The organism is Acinetobacter sp. 231_lipA, assembly GCF_058243005.1.
Genome location: NZ_JBZAYU010000001.1, coordinates 1,835,134 through 1,849,603, shown reverse-complemented (window position 1 = coordinate 1,849,603; position 14,470 = coordinate 1,835,134). Strand labels below are relative to the sequence as shown.

The following is a 14,470-nucleotide window of genomic DNA, read 5'->3' as shown; positions in this document are numbered from 1 at the left end:
AGAATATCCTTCAACGGCAAGTAGACGTTTTGCAAATGGAGGTTTGTAGGGGTGAACAGGACTCAAGTTTATTTTACTTTAGTCCTCACCGCATTTTTGAGCAAGGCTTTCACTCGCTTAGGCCCGTAAAACATACAACTTGCCTAAGACTGTATTTATGACAATTTTAACGCAGCTTTAAACGCTACTTTGTCTTTCGGTGACACCAAAATGGTTTTGGTTTGGCCCTGTTTCAGGTATTCAATCTTTAGACGATCTAAGGACAAGGCTGGTGAACTGATGGAATTATCTGTTTCAGAAACAGACTGTATCGCAGTCAAGGGAATGATCCATTTAAAACAGAGACTGCGAATTGTCAGTTGCTCCTGATCGACCACATAGCGAGTACTCCACAGCGGCCACCACAGCAAAACAATAGTCAAAGCATAGACCACAACGAACAAAAGATTTTGCATCAAAATGCCTTTGCCATAGGTGGTCAAAATCAATTGGGCCAACAGGCCTGACATGGCAATAATAAACCCCAAAAACCACCAGTCCATCTTCGAACGAAACTTTTGCACCTTGAAACCTCATGCTTTATCTAAGTTATAAGTTGCGATCTTAAAAATGACACAGATACGCGCTCATGTTGTTTTTAGTTTTAACTGGATAAAGCATAAAGCCATACGTGGTTCGAATCCACTGTGAGCCTTGAAATAAATAGAAAAATCAAAAGGGCAGATAGGCTTCCCCCTTTTCTGCCCAAATAAAAAACGCCCCTCAGGGCGCTTAATGTGCTTTAAAACACATAAGGTTGAACAAAGATCAAAAAGAAAATTCCGAGCATCAGGAACCACTTTAAGAAGTAGTACAGTTGACGGTTGGTTTTCTTCAAAGCTTTGGCTTTGATCCGCACTTGATAGACATAACCAAAGACTTTATTCAGCCCACCCGTTTGATCCCCAGCTTCATTTGGAGAGCTGGCAGCGGTCATCACTTTTTTACCAAACCAGTGATTGAAACGTTCCATAAAACGTGTTTTTAAAGGACGCTCGACATCGGCAAAGAAAATAATGCGGTTTTGATCGGTCTTATTTTCTGCATAGTGAATATAGGTTTCATCAAAGACTACACTTTCACCATCGCGCCATGAATAGCGCTGACCATCCACATCAATAAAGCAGCGGTCATCGTTCGGTGTGATCAGCCCCAAGTGATAACGTAATGAACCCGCATAAGGGTCACGGTGACGAACCAAACGGCTGTCTGGTGCCAGTTCGGTAAACATCGCGGCTTTAATGGTCGGCAAGGTTTTCAGCAAGGCTGTGGTTTTTGGACAAAGCTCAGCAGCTGACGGATGCGCAGAGTCATACCATTTCAGATAAAAACGCTTCCAACCCGTTTTGAAAAAGGAATTAAACCCTAAGTCATCATAACTGCTCGATGCTTTAATTCCGCCTTTTTCATATAAAGCTTTTGCTTCATCACGAATCATTTCCCAGTTTTCATCCAACACTTTTAAGTCTTGAAAATGCTGAGTGTCGATATACGGCTGATTCGGTACCTTTGAAAACATGTACATGAGGTAGTTAATCGGCGCAAGAATCGTTGAGTGATCGAAAAATTGACGATAAAACGAGTGACGAACCTTCCCACGTTGCTGAATATAAAGTGCAGAAAGAATAAAAATCGCCAGAATGATCCACTTAATCATATGAAAACCTGGAAACCAAAGAAAAACGAAATAACAGAAAAAGACCGGTATGCGGTCTAGACTGCAAATTGTAACATAGGCTGCAAAGTACGTCCTATTTCCAGCTTTTCATCACAAGTTTTCATTCTGTTTGGGTTTACCTGCAAGTGTAGCATTGACTAAATTGCCAAAATCGGCACAAAGGTTGACTTGAAACATAAGGGCGCTGTCTAATCATTTTTTGAGCACTCATCCATAAAAAATCCTAAATGAAACAAAAACTTCACTCTATTTAGGTCGCATCATTCAAAAATACATCACGCAAGCACACGAAATAATTGAATAAAAATAGATGACCCTTGCGTCACGGCTTGATACAACTTGTTATGTTCTTTTTCGATATAGTTATCGTAAGATTGGCGGAGCATAGATGTACGTAGGAATGACGTACTCGCTTCACAACATCAACTTAGAAGTCCTCCAAAATAAAGGAGATCAGGCATGATCCACGCTGGCAATGCCATTACCGTCCAAATGCTTTCGGACGGAATTGCAGAATTCCGCTTTGACTTACAAGGTGAGTCGGTCAACAAATTTAACCGTGCAACGATTGAAGATTTCAAAGCTGCAATTGACGCTGTTAAAGCAAACGGTGACATCAAAGGCTTAATCGTTACTTCGGCTAAATCTACATTTATCGTTGGCGCAGATATTACTGAATTTGGTGCAAACTTCGCTCAAGGCGAACAAGCGATTGTGGATTGGGCATTGCCTGTTCACGACATCTTCAACGCATTTGAAGATTTAGAGATTCCTAAAGTTGCAGCGATCAATGGTATGGCATTGGGCGGTGGCTTTGAAATGTGTCTAGTGTGTGACTATCGTGTGATGTCAGACGCGGCTCAAGTCGGTCTTCCTGAAATCAAACTGGGCATCTTCCCTGGTTTCGGTGGTACGGTTCGTTTAAGCCGTCTAATTGGTATCGACAATGCAGTTGAATGGATGGCGATGGCTAATCCTAAAAAACCAGCTGCTGCACTGAAAGACGGTGCGGTTGATGCGGTTGTTGCTGCAGATAAACTACAAGACGCTGCAATTGACTTGGTTAAACAAGCCCTTGCTGGCCGTGTAGACTGGAAAGCAAAACGTCAGGAAAAACTTGACCCAGTTAAATTGAACCCAATCGAACAAATGATGGCGTTCAACTCGGCGAAAGGTGCGGTACTTGCAAAAGCAAATCCTGCTCAATACCCTGCGCCTAAACTTCTTCTTGACTCATTACAAGCCGGTGCAAGCCTTCCACGTAATGAAGCACTGCAAGCTGAAGCAGCTGGTTTTGCAAAAGCAGCGATTACACCACAAGCAGGTGCATTAATTGGTCTATTCATCAATGACCAAGTAGTGAAGAAAACTTCGAAGAAATATGAAAAAGGTGCGCACCCTGTAAACCAAGCGGCTGTTCTAGGCGCGGGTATCATGGGTGGTGGTATTGCTTACCAAGCGGCAAGCAAAGGCACACCAATCATCATGAAAGACATTGGTAATCCACAACTTGCTTTGGGTATGAAAGAAGCCAATGGCTTACTGACCAAACAAGTTGAACGTAAGAAGATGAAACCTGCTCAAATGGGTGAAACTCTTGCGCGCATCCGTCCAACTTTAAGCTATGACGAGTTTAAAGAAGTGGACATCGTGATTGAAGCGGTGACTGAAAATCCAAAAGTAAAAGGCATTGTACTTGCTGAAACTGAGAAGAATGTTCGTGACAACACGATCATTGCTTCAAATACTTCAACCATTTCAATCACACGTTTAGCTGAAAACCTACAACGTCCTGAAAACTTTGTCGGTATGCACTTCTTTAACCCAGTACACATGATGCCATTGGTTGAAGTGATCCGTGGTGAGAAAACTTCTGCTGAAGCGATTGCGACCACTGTAGTTCTTGCTCAGAAAATGGGTAAAACACCAATCGTTGTGAACGACTGCCCGGGTTTCCTTGTAAACCGCGTATTGTTCCCTTACTTTGGTGCATTTGACCTTCTATTGAAAGACGGTGCTGACTTCCAACAAGTCGACAAAGTCATGGAAAAATTCGGCTGGCCTATGGGTCCTGCTTACTTGATCGACGTGGTGGGTATCGACACGGGCGTTCACGGTGCAGAAGTCATGGCTGAAGGTTTCCCTGACCGTATGAAGCCAGACTTCAAAGGTTCAATCGAAATCATGTACGAAAACAAACGTTTGGGTCAAAAGAACGACGTTGGTTTCTACAAATATGAACTTGACCGTAAAGGCAAAAAAGCCAAAGTGGTTGATCCAACTGCGTATGAGCTTGTTGCTACTGTGGCAACTGCAGAAAAACGCGAGTTTGATGCTCAAGAAATCATTGACCGTATGATGCTTGCTTTCTGTAACGAAACTGTTCGCTGCCTAGAAGACAACATCGTAGCGACTGCTTCTGAAGCAGACATGGCGATGATTATGGGTGTAGGTTTCCCTCCATTCCGTGGTGGTCCATGCCGTTACATCGACCAAACAGGTGTTGCTGAATACGTTGCACTTTGCGACAAATACGCACACTTAGGTAAGGCTTATGAAGCGCCACAAATGTTGCGTGACATGGCTGCTAACAACAAAAAATTCTACGGTTAAGGAGCAACGTGAATGGCTACTTTAAATCCACGTGACGTTGTCATCGTTGATGGCGTACGTTCAGCAATGGGTAAAACCAAAAACGGTATGTTCCGCAATGTACGTGCTGACAGCTTATCGGCTGAATTGGTTCGTGCTTTAGTTGCTCGTAACCAGTTTGACACCAATGAAGTTGAAGACCTGATCTGGGGCTGTGTAAACCAGACTCTAGAACAAGGGATGAACATTGGCCGTAACATTGGTTTATTGGCTGACCTTCCAAAAACTGTGGCAGGTCAAACGGTTAACCGTCTTTGTGGTTCATCTATGCAAGCGCTTCACACCGCTGCTGCACAGATTGCAACCAACCAAGGTGATATCTTCATCATCGGTGGTGTAGAGCACATGGGTCACGTAGGGATGATGCACGGCATCGACCTGAACCCAGAAGCGTCTAAGCACTATGCAAAAGCGTCTAACATGATGGGCTTAACGGCTGAAATGTTAGGTCGTATGAACGGCATTTCACGTGAAGAACAAGATGCGTTCGGTGTTGAGTCTCACCGCCGCGCTTGGGCTGCAACGCAAGAAGGCCGTTTCAAAAATGAAATCGTAGGTGTTGAAGGTCATGATGCGAATGGCTTCAAAATCCTGTGCGACATCGACGAAGTGATTCGTCCAGATGCAAACCTTGAAGCATTCAAAGGTTTACGTCCTGTATTTGACCCGAAAGGCGGTACAGTAACAGCTGCGACTTCTTCAGCTTTGTCTGATGGTGCATCTGCAATGTTGTTGATGTCTGCTGAACGTGCTCAAGCTTTAGGTCTTAAGCCTCGTGCTGTGATTCGCTCTATGGCGGTTGCAGGCTGTGACGCTGCAATCATGGGTTATGGTCCTGTACCTGCAACTCAAAAAGCGCTTAAACGTGCTGGTTTAAGCATGGCGGATATCCAAACCATCGAGTTAAACGAAGCGTTTGCTGCACAAGGCTTATCAGTAATGAAGGGCTTAGGTGTTTATGAGAAGCAAGACATCATTAACTTAAATGGTGGCGCGATTGCACTGGGTCACCCATTGGGCTGTTCTGGTTCACGTATTACCACGACGCTGTTGAACGTGATGGAACAGCAAGATACGCAAATTGGTCTTGCGACCATGTGTATCGGTTTGGGTCAAGGTATCGCGACCATTATCGAACGTGTTTAATACCCTAATTTGATGTATAAAAATCCTCGCTAAATGCGGGGATTTTTTATATTATCCAACTAACTGCATGATATTAAATCACTATATGGACCGTATCACAAAAACCTTACTAAATGACTTTCTTAAAACACAAGAAATAGTTAACAAGGACGAAAGTTCAAATTTTGAGAAATTTGTAAATTATTCTATTTTAAGTAATGAATATAATAAAAGTTTCGATATTGACTCTATTTCTATTGGATCAGGAAATGATACAGGTATCGATGGATTAGCTATTATTGTCAATGGACATTTAATTGAAGAACTTAACGAAATAGATGATCTTCTTGCACAAAATGGTTATTTAGATGTTAAATATATATTTATTCAATCAAAAACATCATCAACTATTGATACCAGTGAAATGCTTCAGTTTTATAATGGCGTGTATGATTTTTTCTCAGAAGAACATAAGCTCGTTAGAAATGAAGATATTAAAAAGCTATCAGAAATCTCAGATTATATTTTCACTTTGGCATCAGACTTTAAGCAAAATCCATCATGTAAAATCATCTATATTACAACAAGTACAACTGTGATTGAGGATACAAATATCCGAGCATGTATCAAAGTAAATAGGCAGCATCTTGAGCAATTAAACTTATTTGAAAATATTGATTTTATTATTCATGGAGCAAATGATTTAGGAAAATTATATAGAAAAACAAAAACTCCTTTATCCTGTACCATTCAATTCCCCAATAAAATTACATTACCAGAAACTCTAGGAATTGATGAATCTTACTATGGTTTCTTGCAATTTTCTGAATTTAAAAAATTAATTATTGACCAAAATGATAATATTCAAAATGTATTTGAAGATAACGTCAGAGATTTTCAAGGGTTAAATGCCGTTAACTTAAAAATTGAGGAAACTTTAAAATCTGATAATCCTCATTTATTTAGTGTACTTAATAATGGGGTAACTATTGTTGCTAATGAAATAAAAATTTCTGGTGACAAATGTACTTTATTTGATTTTCAAATTGTTAATGGATGCCAAACCAGTAATATTTTATATCAAAATAGAATATTAGATACTTTATCCAATATGAATATCCCAATAAAATTAATAGTAACAACTGATGATGATATAAAATCTAAAATCACTGTTTCAACAAATAGTCAAACGGCTGTAAAAAAAGAACAATTATCAGCAATGACTGATTTTCAAAAAAACTTGGAGCATTATTATAATGCTATGGAAGGTGATGGCAGATTATATTATGAGCGACGTGTTAATCAATACAATAATGATTCAAGTGTTGTCAAAAAAAGAATCATAAGTGTTTCAAATCAAATTAAATCTTTTTCTTCAATTTTCCGCCAAGATCCACATCTCGTTACAACATACTTTGGGCAAATTGCAAAAGAAATAGGAAACAAAAAATCTAAACTTTTTGAAAATGACCATCAATTCGCGTCTTATTATTTGGCAGGATTAATCTTTTATAAGTTGGATACGTTATTCGCAAGTAATGAAATTGATAAAAAATTTAAAAAAGTTAAATTTTACATAATTATGTTATTCCCTTTACTAGCTTCCAAAGAAAACTTCCCTCCTTTAAATAGTCACAATAAGGTTGAAAAATATTGCAATCCTATTATTAAAATCCTATTGGAAGAGGCTTTATGTAAGAATGTGTTTAAAAAAGCTATCAATATAATTGAACTATCAGGAGCCAAGATAGAAGATAAGGAAGCATTAAAATCGAAAAAGATGACCGAACAGATTCTAACTGCCCTTAAAGACAATACTTAATCCGTACAAAGGGAGGTAAAACTCGGCGAATTCAAACATGAGGTGCGACAGTTTGAAAAGTCTTATGATAATCAACAAGCTGAGCAAATTTCTCTAATGGTGTAAGCCAATCTAACGCTTTTCTAGGACGAGTATTCAGTGACATGGCAACTTGATTTAAATAATGCTGATCTGCCTGATTTAAATCAATCCCTTTAGGTAAATATTGCCTAATTAAACCATTCATATTTTCGCATGTGCCTTTTTGCCAGGGTGAATGTGGGTCACAGAAATATACATCTATGCCTAAATCTTCTTCAAGTATTTTATGTTCTGCCATCTCGCGTCCACGGTCATAGGTCAACGTTTTACGCAGTTCTGCAGGTAAATATTTCAGAGCTTCAGTTAAAGCCTTGCGCACTGATTCTGCCTTTGCATCAGGTAATGTTGCCAAGATACAGAGCCGTGTATTTCGTTCAATAAGTGTTGCTATCGAACTTTTATTGTCTTTACCTTTAATTAAATCAGCTTCCCAATGACCCGGTATTTTTCTTTCTTGAACTTCGGCTGGGCGCTCATGAATAGTTTTAATATCCTGTAATATAGAATCTTTTTTAGGTTCACCGTTAGCTTTTCGCTTTTTATTTTCATGACGCAGACAGGATAATAAGTCTTTTTTCAACTCACCCTTGGGTAATGCGCGTATCGTTGAATAAATCGTTGTATGGCTTACATTCATTGTTTGATCCAAATCAGGAAATGTCTTTAAACGCTTTGCTATTTGCTGAGGAGACCATAAACAACGGATCGCTTCAACAATAAATTTCCAGAGGATTGAATCGATTTTGAGTTTTCTGTGACCACGTCTACGTCTAGCAAAAGTGTTATCAGAAGCATATCGAGCTTGATAAACGTCATTGATGCTATTTCTTTTAAGCTCACGATAGATCGTACTAGGATGTCTTTTAATAAGTTCAGCAAATTTTCTGGCTGAAAAGCCTTCTTTTCTTGACTCAAGCATTAATGCAGTACGATCTTCAAAGTTAAGATGATGGTATGACAATTTTATATACTCCATAAACCCTTTAAATTAATTAGGTGGTTTATGTCGCACTTCAAGTTTTACTCTGCCCTCCCTTTTCATTTTCGAGCGCATTAAAACATTAAAAATCATCAACCCGCTGCGCCAATAACGTCGCAAAATGCTGCTTAATCCGATTACCCTGCTTATCGACCCGATGTAACTCACCTACATTTTCATTGTATTTCACAATGTTCCAGCCATCGTATAGCGCACTTAACTCGCCTGCTTTAAAAGCAAATGGAAAGTCAGCCTGCACAGGAATAGCATCGGTATCCATCGCACAGACAATCAAGTTAAATCCATTTACATTTGTGGCTTGCTGCATCTGCGCAATCAATGGTTTCACAGTTGGCGCTTCTAAAAACATCATCACCACCGTACAGCAAATAAAGTCGTATGTACCTGTAATGCTTGGGTCAGCATTGAGGTCACGCTGTTGCAGATAAATCTTTTGAATACCTTCGGCATCTATAATCTGCTGTAGTTTTTGCAAACTTTGCGGATTCACATCCCAAGCATCCACCTCAAAGCCTTGCTGGCTTAAATACAGCGAATTTCGCCCCTGCCCACAGCCGATATCCAAAGCCCGACCACCGTGTAAATACGGCGTAGCCGCCAAAATTTCTGAGTGCGTAGGTGAAAGCTGATATTTCTTATAAAAATAATCCTGCGGGGTACAGTAAAATTGCAACTGACACTCTATGTCATCGCTGGTCGAAACAATTTTGTGCCATGCTTGAGGCTGAATAAATGGTGGCTGTTGCTGAGGGGTAAATAGATGCTCAGATTGCACTTGACCTGCCTCATCTAGAAAAGCAAAACTCAGCTCACCTTGAAAAATCTTTAACTTTGCCCACGTGCCTGCTTTGGTATTGTGTTGATTTTTAAACCCTTGTGGAATGGTCTGCGCAGTCCATACAGGAAGTTCTTTATAAAAAATCAAGTCTTGCATCAGCCGATTCCCACCTTTGTTATGACGTATTCGCCAGTCCATCTTTTATTATTGAACGCTTGTATGATCATAGCCAGTTCAGACTCAAATGAACATTCATTCAGTGACTAAAAACTACAGATGTGTAAGAAATAAAATCTGTTGCTCCACAGCATTGAGCGACTCATAGAACTTTCATGACTTTAAACTTTTGAGCTTTGACGCCTTTTTGAACATTTTAATGATAGGCTTAAAGACAATAAAAATTCAGCTTAACTATATTTCAAATGATTCGGAGTCTATCGATGTTTGCATCACCTTTAAAAACTATCATTTGCTTAGGCGTCATGGGAACATTATTCACAGGCTGTGCCACCAAAACCCTGATGACCAAAGACAATAAAACCTATACCCGTACCAACAAAGCCACCTTGATCGAAGACCAAGTGGTGGCTTTTGGTAAACCTGCTCAGCCTCTGCCGAATTTACCTGCGCATAGTTTAGTGATTGCAGGGCAACAAAAAAGTTATGTATTGACCCAAGGTGGGCCTCAATTTGTCAGCTTGATTGGGAAACTGGACCCGAAAAATATTCAAGTGACCCGAGAACTAAGTTTCTATTCAGAAAAGAATGATGGTCATTTTACAGGAACACTACCACTGTCTTATGTGAAACTAAAAGAAGACATCAGTAAGAAAGATCTGGAGTTTTTTATTGAAAATGGCGCGAAGGAATGTTCAAGTTCCAGTGATGAACGCATGTTTGCACAACGTTTCTGTTTCGAGATCAAACTGGCAGGTGTGGTTTACCCTGCGGCGAACAATTTAGCCTCCTTAAAAGCCTTGAGTAAGCCTTATCAGGTGAGCATTTATACCCATCAAGAGGAAAGTTATAAAGCGAAGTCGGGTATGAATCCTTTTGAAAAATTAGTGTTACTGCCTTTTGCCGTCGCAATTGATGTGGTCAGCCTGCCGTTTCAAGCAGCTGATAAAATTTTTGATTAAGACAATAAAAGTACAGCGCCTAGAACGAATCGGGCGCTGTACTGTTTTGTGAAGGATTTAAATTAAGAGCTCGCCCATCAACCAAGCCATATACTTTTCTTTGTCCATAAAGTCAGGCGCGCTGCCCGTATCTAGACTGAAATACTGTTGGTTAAACTGAATCACGATTTGTTCGGTGTGGTGCCAGTCTTCGATCATTTTGAAATATTGGTTGAAGAAAAAACGATTCTTCCCCCAGTTGCTTAAGCGTTCTAATTTTGGATAGTTTTTATTTTCTACAAACTCACTATACACATGCTGAATATCATCAAAAACGTGTATGGTTCTCATGACTCACCTGCCTGCACTGAAAAGTCGTCATCGTTGTGATGCTTTTACTCTAGCAGCCAATTTTGAACAACAGATGACAGTACGGTTACACAACTGTCATCTTTGCACTGTGTTATAACTTCTGTTCTACCTCTTTTTGGGTCTGTTTTTCGACCTGTTGCATCTGGCTATTCAGTGTCAAAATCTCTTTATACAGCGCATTAAACTGCTGTAGTGGGGCATCTTCATAAAACATAAAGGTGTTGTTTTTCTTTTCCCATTGGTTATTTTTCAGCACCAAGAAAATTTGATCCGCTTTGGCTAAATTCTGCTGTTCAAGACTAAACAGGCGGGTGGCTTCATGGCTTTTTTCACTGGCTCGTATGCTGTCGGTCAGTTGATGGCGGAACCGCGCAGATATTGCTAAATCTTTGGCCTGAGCAATCGCCTCTTTTTGACGTTGTTCAACCTGCTGTGCATAGCTCTCAACAACGGCATGTACGTCTTTCAGCATTTGCTCCGTTTCAGCATAATTGTTCTTTTTGTCTTTGCTTAATCGGTCAATATTTAGAAACTGATCCCAATTTAAGGCTTTTAAATCTCGTAGATATTGATTACGCGCTTCGGCATTTTGCAGCATATGACTGAGCACAAACTCCGCCATAATTTGATAGTCACCTGTCAGACGTGGATCTTTTACATCGACTTGAATTGGTGTGGTCCAATCTTGAGCTTGTTTGTAAATTTGTTCGGTCTTTTCATACAGCACCGTTTCATAGCGTTGTAGCTGCTGCTGCTCTTTTTGTTGTTGAGAATACTGATAAAACATCCAACCAAAAACGGCACTGGTCGCAAGAACTAAAATCAACACGATACGTCGCATGTTCAGCTTCCTCTTCATTTCTTTTCATCATAGCAAATAAAGGCACATGATCAATATTTCAACATGTTATCGATATTTGAGGACGCTAAGCCCGCACCTTCCCCAAGTGGATGAGGAATGTACGGGCGATAAACGAATAAGGACGTGTTACTTCGTTGGAGCTATTCTCGGTTGCTGACTATTCTGTTGAATCCCTTGCATAAAATTCCGATCAATCTGCCCAATCGAAATTTGTTCACGGGCAATTTGTACATTGGTCGCATTACGGTCAATGCCAAACGGCTGCAACATGATATACAAGCCTTCAGTTGGATTAGACGACTGCAAACCAGCGGCGATGTTTAAGACATGCTCACGTAACAAAGGTGGCACAGAATTTAGATCTGCTGTGACCGCAGGTGGCAAAATATCGATGTTTTGAGTGATGGTCGGATCGACCACAAAAGACTGTGCATCATCCTGTAACTGAACGATACGGTGCTGCAAGGCTTTACGAATATTTTCATCCTGTTGATAAGGAATCACACCCGTTTCAGCACGTAGTTCTGATTCCGCCATGGTTTTAAAAGTCGGTAGACTCACGATCTCACCATTGGCTTGCAGCAAAGTCGGCATAAAAAGAAGAACACAACAAAAAACTGGAAGAGAATTTAAAAATTTCATAAAACAATCCCAAACGCTAAGAGATATAAAAAGGCATGCTCAAACTGAGCGCCTTCACCCTATTGTATATTTTTCGATCTTTATGCTGCGTAGTTGTCAGATAAACGGTCAAGCCCAGAGGGTTCAACTGATTGAATCCATAGCGAAACAGCTTTTTTTAATGGCCCTGCTTTAAATTTTATAACTCATCCCCATCATTTCCTTAGTTGCTCTTTTTACTATTTTGAGAAATCCCATGCGTGTAGATATTTGGTCAGATGTTGTTTGTCCTTTTTGTTATATTGGCAAAAAACGTTTAGAAGCGGCAGCTGAACAGGCTGGTGTAGAATTGGAAGTGCATTGGCACAGTTTTGAACTAGATCCAGATGCACCAGTACGCCAAGAAATTTCGAACTCAGAACGTCTCGCACTAAAATATGGTCGCACAGTGGCTGAAGTGGAAGAGATGCAGCGTAATATTGCCAAAATGGCTGCGGAAGAAGGCATTGAATTTAACTGGGAAAATGCCAACTCAGGCAACAGTTTCAATGCACACCGTATTATCCACCTTGCTCAAAGCCATGGTTTAGGCAATGAAGCTGAAGAAGCCTTTTTCTTTAGTTATATGACGCAAGGTTTACCGATTGGTGAACGTGAAACCATTGAAGACGTGGCCTCTCGTATTGGCTTAAACCCAGTTGAAGTAGATGATGTGCTGGATTCTGACGAATACGCAGATTTCGTGAAGTTTGACCAAGAAGTGGCGCGTGAACAACTGAAAGTAACGGGTGTACCTTTCTTTGTTTTCGATCAACGTGTGGCTTTAGCGGGTGCACAGCCGCGTGAAGTCTTTTTACAAGTCCTTGAAAAAGCACAAATGCCAGCAGAAGAAAATAATGCGGCACAGTGTTCCGATGAGTCTTGTGAAACACCCAAATAATCATAAGGATACTGGTTTCAGACCTTAACTGAGCCCTATCTATAGATGAGAAAATCCCCGGCCTGCGGGGATTTTTTTATAGGTTAAAAAAAATAGATTTATGTTTAATCGACCAAGAAACTAATTTTAAGATTGACCCGATATTCTACAATTTGGTTGTCCTTAATCACCACTTTTTGTTCATTGATCCAAGCACCTTGAACATTCTTCACCGTCTCAGTGACTTTTGCGATCCCTGTCTGAATCGCATCTTCAAAACTTTTCGCACTGCTTGAATTGACTTCTACCACTTTTGCAATGGCCATCTGTTTGTCCTCAGCTATTGTTGTTTTTGCCTGTTCATCTTAGGTTAATTTTTAATCAAAAATAGATGACTTAAACATTCCACAGCAAAAACTTACACAGTATGCACAATCAAAAGACTTCAAAATGGTGAATATTTAAACAATTAATCATGTAACTCCAAGCCTTTTTCAGGTCTCATTTTAGACAAAAAAGAGCTACTTTCAAGCGTCCTTTCAAACTTGAAAATCTAAATTTTCACTTTAAATTCAAATAGCTTAGCCCTGGAGTAAAAACTCTATACCAGACTAGAGCATTTATTCTAATTTATTGTTTTTTAACAACAAATGAACTCACCATTCATCTTTTACTGGTCTAAACCAGCGCTTAAATCGATCATTTTTTGATATTATTCATGCGAAATTTATCTTTTTAAAACTCCCAGTCTCCTTAGTGAGACCTCCTTTTTAGAGGAAATATCATGAACGCTGTTAAATATGCTTTGGCTGTCGCTGTAATGGCTCTTTCTGCAACTGTTTCTGCACAAGTTGTTTTTGTTCCAGATTTTCCTGTAAAAAAACCAGCAGACACTCAAACGGCAACGGCTGATGCTCCTGCGGCTGCACCACATCAAGAAGCGTAATTTGCGCTGACTTGGTCAAAAATAGGCAATGTTGATTGCCTATTTTTTTTGCCCAAAATTGCAAAGAACTGACAAAAAATTTCCGCTATGAACCCTCTAGGGCAAAAATATTTAATTCAATCTGTGCTGAGATCGAAATTATCTACATTTTTCACCACCCTTTTCTCGTATCAAGAGCAGAATAATTTTTGCCTATTTATTCTTTTATAATTATGATCAAACAAGAAGACTGAACTCCAAAACCAATAAATTAAATGCACTCAATAGCACATGCCTATGCAAAATTTACAAGCCCTTATCCAAGGTCGTATTACGCCCCAAGCCATTGACCTTGATCAATTGATTGCTTTCGCACAGCAGTATACGCAGCCGACTTCAGCCGAATATAAATTACTTGAACTGGCCATCAATATGGTTTTGGCAAGCTACTTGGAACAAGCACAAAAACAACTTTAGA

At 39.9% G+C, this 14,470-nt stretch carries 15 protein-coding genes; 7 read left to right on the top strand and 8 right to left on the bottom strand.

All coding sequences use genetic code 11. The features are described from left to right. Nucleotides 1-155: 155 nt before the first annotated feature. Both AC4CUX_RS09080 and lpxO read right to left on the bottom strand, forming a co-directional pair. Nucleotides 156-563 carry a PH domain-containing protein gene (locus tag AC4CUX_RS09080; protein ID WP_004692733.1) on the bottom strand — a complete coding sequence of 136 codons (408 nt, stop codon included), beginning with the start codon at nucleotides 561-563 and terminating at the stop codon, nucleotides 156-158. 218 nt (nucleotides 564-781) lie between these two features. After that, nucleotides 782-1,696 (bottom strand): lipid A hydroxylase LpxO, encoded by a 915-nt coding sequence (lpxO, locus tag AC4CUX_RS09075; protein ID WP_005400954.1) that lies wholly within the window; start codon nucleotides 1,694-1,696, stop codon nucleotides 782-784. Between the two features lie 480 nt (nucleotides 1,697-2,176). Here lpxO and fadB point away from each other — a divergent pair, with 480 nt between their 5' ends. The 3 genes from fadB (at nucleotide 2,177) to AC4CUX_RS09060 (ending at nucleotide 7,316) form a co-directional block, all read left to right on the top strand. Beyond that, nucleotides 2,177-4,330 carry a fatty acid oxidation complex subunit alpha FadB gene (fadB, locus tag AC4CUX_RS09070; protein ID WP_005400956.1) on the top strand — a complete coding sequence of 718 codons (2,154 nt, stop codon included), beginning with the start codon at nucleotides 2,177-2,179 and terminating at the stop codon, nucleotides 4,328-4,330. A gap of 12 nt (nucleotides 4,331-4,342) precedes the next feature. Then, entirely contained in the window at nucleotides 4,343-5,515 is a 1,173-nt protein-coding gene (gene fadA, locus AC4CUX_RS09065) for an acetyl-CoA C-acyltransferase FadA (RefSeq protein WP_201953359.1), read from the top strand. A gap of 85 nt (nucleotides 5,516-5,600) precedes the next feature. Beyond that, nucleotides 5,601-7,316, top strand: coding sequence for an AIPR family protein (locus tag AC4CUX_RS09060; RefSeq protein WP_490792347.1), 1,716 nt, complete (start codon nucleotides 5,601-5,603; stop codon nucleotides 7,314-7,316). Nucleotides 7,317-7,347: 31 nt separating this feature from the next. Here the strand turns inward: AC4CUX_RS09060 and AC4CUX_RS09055 are convergent, their stop codons facing one another. Together AC4CUX_RS09055 and tehB are read right to left on the bottom strand one after the other, a co-directional pair. Continuing rightward, nucleotides 7,348-8,373 carry an IS30-like element ISAba125 family transposase gene (locus AC4CUX_RS09055; protein ID WP_010326927.1) on the bottom strand — a complete coding sequence of 342 codons (1,026 nt, stop codon included), beginning with the start codon at nucleotides 8,371-8,373 and terminating at the stop codon, nucleotides 7,348-7,350. 85 nt (nucleotides 8,374-8,458) lie between these two features. After that, nucleotides 8,459-9,331 (bottom strand): SAM-dependent methyltransferase TehB, encoded by an 873-nt coding sequence (gene tehB, locus AC4CUX_RS09050; protein ID WP_279689928.1) that lies wholly within the window; start codon nucleotides 9,329-9,331, stop codon nucleotides 8,459-8,461. 284 nt (nucleotides 9,332-9,615) lie between these two features. On the opposite strand from tehB, the gene AC4CUX_RS09045 reads away from it, so the two are divergent. Beyond that, nucleotides 9,616-10,314: a YidX family protein gene (locus tag AC4CUX_RS09045; RefSeq protein WP_279689930.1), complete on the top strand. Its 699-nt coding sequence runs from the start codon at nucleotides 9,616-9,618 to the stop codon at nucleotides 10,312-10,314. Nucleotides 10,315-10,371: 57 nt separating this feature from the next. On the opposite strand, the gene AC4CUX_RS09040 is transcribed toward AC4CUX_RS09045, so the two are convergent. The 3 genes from AC4CUX_RS09040 to AC4CUX_RS09030 form a co-directional block, all read right to left on the bottom strand. Continuing rightward, the gene (locus AC4CUX_RS09040; protein WP_005400961.1) at nucleotides 10,372-10,644 is read right to left on the bottom strand and encodes a hypothetical protein; all 273 of its coding nucleotides are present in this window, start codon (nucleotides 10,642-10,644) and stop codon (nucleotides 10,372-10,374) included. 112 nt (nucleotides 10,645-10,756) lie between these two features. Continuing rightward, a complete protein-coding gene (locus tag AC4CUX_RS09035) occupies nucleotides 10,757-11,506 on the bottom strand; it encodes a hypothetical protein (RefSeq protein ID WP_039890313.1) in 750 nt (249 codons plus the stop codon). Nucleotides 11,507-11,653: 147 nt separating this feature from the next. After that, nucleotides 11,654-12,169 (bottom strand): hypothetical protein, encoded by a 516-nt coding sequence (locus tag AC4CUX_RS09030; RefSeq protein WP_005400963.1) that lies wholly within the window; start codon nucleotides 12,167-12,169, stop codon nucleotides 11,654-11,656. A 235-nt stretch (nucleotides 12,170-12,404) separates the two neighbouring features. Between AC4CUX_RS09030 and AC4CUX_RS09025 the strand changes: the two genes are divergently transcribed. Next, a complete protein-coding gene (locus AC4CUX_RS09025) occupies nucleotides 12,405-13,088 on the top strand; it encodes a DsbA family oxidoreductase (RefSeq protein WP_201953349.1) in 684 nt (227 codons plus the stop codon). Nucleotides 13,089-13,192: 104 nt separating this feature from the next. Here AC4CUX_RS09025 and AC4CUX_RS09020 read toward each other — a convergent pair whose 3' ends face one another. Continuing rightward, nucleotides 13,193-13,393, bottom strand: coding sequence for a dodecin family protein (locus tag AC4CUX_RS09020; RefSeq protein WP_004978694.1), 201 nt, complete (start codon nucleotides 13,391-13,393; stop codon nucleotides 13,193-13,195). A gap of 458 nt (nucleotides 13,394-13,851) precedes the next feature. Between AC4CUX_RS09020 and AC4CUX_RS09015 the strand changes: the two genes are divergently transcribed. Both AC4CUX_RS09015 and AC4CUX_RS09010 read left to right on the top strand, forming a co-directional pair. Next, nucleotides 13,852-14,013 (top strand): hypothetical protein, encoded by a 162-nt coding sequence (locus AC4CUX_RS09015; RefSeq protein ID WP_004692748.1) that lies wholly within the window; start codon nucleotides 13,852-13,854, stop codon nucleotides 14,011-14,013. A gap of 276 nt (nucleotides 14,014-14,289) precedes the next feature. Further along, nucleotides 14,290-14,469, top strand: a complete 180-nt coding sequence (locus AC4CUX_RS09010) for a hypothetical protein (RefSeq protein ID WP_017397192.1) — start codon at nucleotides 14,290-14,292, stop codon at nucleotides 14,467-14,469. The last annotated feature ends 1 nt before the right edge of the window (nucleotide 14,470 follow it).